This window comes from Clostridium sp. (assembly GCF_040797585.1).
Lineage (GTDB): Bacteria > Bacillota > Clostridia > Clostridiales > Clostridiaceae > Clostridium_Z.
In genome coordinates this window covers 1-5410 of record NZ_JBFNEO010000190.1, presented here as the reverse complement: position 1 = coordinate 5410, position 5410 = coordinate 1, and the positions used below count along the sequence as shown (strand labels likewise).

Genomic DNA, 5410 nt, shown 5'->3' with positions numbered 1-5410 from the left:
TGTCTTATGCTAACCTAACTTTTTATTATAATTAAATATTAAAATAGACTCGCTCATATATTACTAGAACCATTAAGACTAAACTTTAAACTGCAATAAGTTTACAGGCTATTTAATAATATACTAATTAACTCCTTAACCCAATAAATTCTAACTAGATAATCTAACTATTACACGAAGTTAATTTAACTATTATGCCAATTAAAACTTAAAATGTCCTTAATTAATTATTTAGAACTACAAAATACTAAAGTTAAGTATCTAAAAACCTCTAGCTTTAAGATACTTATTAAACTGACAAAATAAATTAACTTATTATAAATTTATATCCCTCTTACTGATTTAAATACATAGAACTAATAAATAGAAGTCACCCTAACCTTCAGATGCCATCTGAAGGTTAGGGTGACTTAATCTAGGGGCGTAGCAACTGTTATCCTCCACCTTTTAAGAGAATTGTGGTATTACAGTTGGTAACTATAAGATAAAATTAGGACATATGATTCTTAACACTTTAAGATCATATGTCCTAGGGTTTAAAGTTTAAATTTATCTACTTGATTTTTAACATCTTCCGTAAGATCTTGAAGGTTTGCTGAAGCTCTAGCTACCTCATCACTTGATGCCCCAAGTTCCTGTGCTGATGCAGCCACTTCTTCTGTAGTTGCTGCTATTTCTTCTGATATGGCAGTAGCATTTTCAAGCATTAATACTATATTGTTTTTATCCTCTACCATATCCTTAGAGTCTTTATTAATAGTATTTATTTTAGGTGATATATCCATAACTAGTTCTGATATATCTTTAAAGGATGTTATAGCATTCTCTATATTTCCTATTCCATTTGATAAATCCTCACTCATTAAGTTACTCTTACCTACTATATCTTCTGTTTCATTTAATACATTATCTATTACCTTTGATATATCTTGAGATGATTCCTTACTCTGTTCCGCAAGTTTTCTTATCTCTTCCGCAACTACTGTAAATCCTCGTCCTGCCTCTCCTGCTCTTGCAGCTTCAATTGCTGCATTTAAAGCTAAAAGATTAGTCTGCTCTGCAATACTATTTATCATAGTTGTTATATCATTTACAGTCTTTATGTTATTCTTCATGGTATTTATAGATGTCACAAACTCATTAAATGAACTACTTAAGGTTGCCATAGATCTTGCAAGGGATTCCATATCTCCATTGCTCTTCTCAGCCTTACCACTTATATCATCAGCCATAGAATTCATTTTAACTATTTCATTTAAAGTATTATTCATTTTATCATCAAATACTAAAAGAACGTTATTTATCTGAAGTAATTCCTCAGATTGCTTTGAATTACCAGATGCTGACTCTTGTATAGCGGAGCTTATACTTTGAATAGAAGACACAAACTCCTCTGATAAAGCCGCAAGACTTGTTGCTTGATCTTCCACATTATAAGAAGTATTTTTGACAGAATTTATCATCTCTCCTACTGATTTTTTTGTATCCTCTACAGCTATATATATTTCGCCAATTTCGTCTCTTTTTATATCCTTTATTTCATTAAGGGTAAAATCTCCTGTTGCCAATAGCTTAACACTATCCTTAACATTATTAAGTCTCCTACCTATTCTAGTAGATACAACATAACCTAAAAGTAGCCCTAATATTACTGCTACTAAAGTTAATACCATTAGTGTATTTACAAGGTTACCTAATCCTGATAGCATATCTCTTTCTTCTGCATTTATAGCAATAGACCATCCTGTTAATGGTATAGGTGCATAACCTATAAACTTATGTTGGTCACCATAGTTATATTCTCCTACCCCAGCTTCCCCACTAACCATACGCTTTTCAATCTTTGCTAAAGGCTCTAGACTCTTATCAGTTTTAGCATCCTCCATGGTATTATCCATTTTTTCAACTAATTCTTTATTATTGTGGGCAATAACTGTTCCTTCACCATTAATTATATAAGCACTTCCTGATTGTCCAAATTTTATTTTGTTTGATATAGTTGAAAAATCATTTCCGTCTCTTATAACTACCAATACTCCTGTTATACTATCTCCAGATTTTATAGGAGCACTATATGCTACTTCTAAACTATTATCCACTTTACTTAAAAAAGGATCAGATACATAAGATTTTCCCTTTAAAGCTTCTTGGAAATAATCTCTTTCTCTTATATTTACATCCATTCCTCCAGTAGCTATATATCTACCGTCTAAGTCTGCTATTCCCACCATTTTGTGACTATACTTATCTTGGTTTTCTTGTAGTACATTTAGCTTTTCATCCATGGAAAGGGTTTCATCCTTAACTGCCTTAGTCATAGATAAAGTCTCTGCTATTTTAAGGTTTCCATCTAAAGTTGATTGTAAATTTGCTGCTGCTTCTTTTGCAAACTCCTTTAAAAGTATTTGTGAATTTGTTGTTAGACTTTCCTTACTTATGAAATATGCACCTAGTGAAAGACTTAAACTTAATAAAATTACTAGGACTAAGCTGTTTATCATAAGCTCTTTTTTTATTCCTTTAAGTTTACCCATTTTCTCCCTCCTTAGCATTACGACATCTATAAAAATAAATAGTCAATAGATTTATATATTCTAACTTCTTATAAAACGAATCTTCCTTCAGGTAGTGTTTTTCCAACCATCTGAAGGTTAGATAAGTTAATCTAGGGGCGTAGCAACTGTTATACCCCACCTTTTAAGAGGATGAGGGTGTTACAGCTCCTAGCCATAAGATAGAACGAATCTACCTTCAGATGGTGTTTTTTCAACCATCTGAAGGTTAGATAAGTTAATCTAGGGGCGTAGCAACTGTTATCCCCTACCTTTTAAGAGGGAGGGTGTTACAGTTCCTAGCCATCAGATAAATTAAACTATATATCTACTGATTTAATATCAAGTGACTAAGAATAGATAAATTATTCACCTATTCTCATAACCTTTGACTCTTTATTTTTCTAGATACCTGATAGTAATAAAAGCCTCATTTTTTATTACTAAATTTATATTATATGTAGTAAACATATGATAATATAGTCGTCGATTTTTATCAATTCTTTAGAAAATTTATTTTTTTCTGTATATTTTTTGCTTTTTATAAAAAATAGGATTAGGGTATATGGTGTCTATCCCATATACCCTAATAATTAAATCTTAAATTTATCTATATTAATTTTAACATCCTCTACAAGCCCTTGAAGATTTGATGATGCATTAGCCACTTCATCACTAGATGCTCCAAGTTCCTGCGCTGATGCAGCTACCTCTTCTGTGGTGGCAGCTATTTCTTCTGATATAGCAGTAGCATTTTCAAGTTTCTCTACTATATCATTCTTATCTTCCACCACATCCTTTGAATCATTATTAATTGTGGTTATCTTAGGCACTATGTCCATAACCAAGTCTGATATATCATTAAATGACATTATGGCACTTTCTATATTTCCTATGCCTTCTGAAAGATCATTACTTATAGAATCACTCTTATCTACTATATTATCAGTTTCACTTAACACATTCTCTATTACCCTAGATATATTTTGAGAGGATTCTTTACTCTTCTCCGCAAGCTTTCTTATCTCCTCTGCAACTACTGTAAATCCTCTTCCTGATTCTCCTGCCCTTGCTGCTTCAATTGCTGCATTTAAGGCTAGAAGATTAGTTTGTTCCGCGATACTGTTTATCATAGTAGTTATATCATTTACAGTTTTTATATTATCCTTCATGGTATTTATAGATGTAACAAATTCCTTAAATGAGTTACTTAAATTAGCCATTGACCTTGCAAGAGATGCCATATCTCCGTTACTTTTTTCGGCTTTCTCACTTATGTCTTCCGCCATGGAATTAACACTAACTACTTCATTTAAAGTATTATTCATCTTAGTATCGAAAACTGAGAGCACTGTATTTATTTGAAGAAGCTCATCAGACTGTTTTGAATTCCCTACTGCTGCCTCTTGTATAGCTGCACTTATACTCTGAATAGATGATACAAATTCTTCTGAAAGAGCTGCAAGACTAGCTGACTGCTCTTCTACATTGTAGGAAGTATTTTTTATAGAACTTATCATATCTCCCACTGCTTTTTTTGTTTCCTCAACAGCTATGTATATTTCACCAATTTCGTCTTTTTTAATATCTTTTATTTCATTTAAAGTAAAGTCTCCTGTAGCTAATACTTTTACACTTTCTTTAACCTTATTAAGTCTATTACCTATCTTATTCGCCACAAGGTAGCTTAATACTATACCTATAAAGGCAGCAGCTAAGGTTAATAAAGTCAATGTTCTTACTAAACTATCAAGACCTGATAACATATCATTCTCTTCAACATTTACACCAATAGACCATCCTGTTAAAGATATAGGAGCATATCCTATATACTTTTGTTTTCCATTATATTCATACTCCCCTATCCCACTTTGTCCATCAGCCATCTTTCTTTCAATCCCTGCTAAAACTTCTAAGCTCTTATCAGTCTTAGCCTCTTCCATGGTATTGTCCATTTTCTCAACTAATTCCTTGTTGTTATGAGCTATAACTGTACCCTTACTATTTATTATGTAAGCACTTCCTGTTTCTCCAAACTTTATCTTATTAGATATATCTGAAAAGTCGCTTCCTTCTCTTATAATTACAACTACTCCTTTTATATTACCATTTTCTTTAATAGGAGCACTATAAGCCATTTCTAATGTATTATCTATTTTACTGTAAAAAGGATCTGAAATATAAGAATTTCCTTTTAAGGCTTCTTGAAAATAATCTCTGTCACTTATATTTGTTGATGACCCATCAGTCCCCCTAGTGTTTCCTTGTAGATCTACTATTCTAATTTTCTTATGTTTGTATCTATCTTGATTTTCTTGAAGTACACTAAGCTTCTCCTCTAAAGAATAAGAATCACTTTGTAGGACTTTTGACATGGATAAAGTTTCTACTATTCTTTGATTAGCTACTAAAGTAGACTGTATATTTTGTGCCGCTTCCTTAGAAAATTCTTTAAGTAAGGCTTCTGAATTTTTTATAAGACTATCTCTACTTATAAAGTAAGCACTTATTGATAGAACTAAACTTATCATAAGTACTAATCCTACACCTCTTATTATTAATTGTCCTGTTATGCCTTTAAATTTTTTCATAAACTTCTCCTTAAACTGTAAATTTATTCTTATTCCATTTTGCTGTAGATCTAAAACTTCCCTTAGATCTACAGCATTATTATACGAATTCTCAATCTTATCTATAACTTATTCAGCGATAACTTAAGTTTCTTCTTTTGTACCTTTCCCTATTTAAGTCTAAAAACCCTATAATTTTGCCTTAAAAACTTCTTAGCTTTTCATTTAATTCCCCTCCAAATTTATGTATAATAACATCTTTTTCAATATTATTCCTGTACTTTCTAC

Annotated in this window: 2 protein-coding genes; both read right to left on the bottom strand. The window is 31.5% G+C overall.

Annotated features, from left to right (window positions below):
* Positions 1-536: 536 nt before the first annotated feature.
* Positions 537-2534 (bottom strand): methyl-accepting chemotaxis protein, encoded by a 1998-nt coding sequence (locus tag AB2369_RS10975; protein WP_367666523.1) that lies wholly within the window; start codon positions 2532-2534, stop codon positions 537-539.
* Between the two features lie 611 nt (positions 2535-3145).
* Complete coding sequence (locus tag AB2369_RS10970) at positions 3146-5143, bottom strand: methyl-accepting chemotaxis protein (RefSeq protein WP_367666522.1); 1998 nt, start codon at positions 5141-5143, stop codon at positions 3146-3148.
* Positions 5144-5410: the final 267 nt, after the last annotated feature.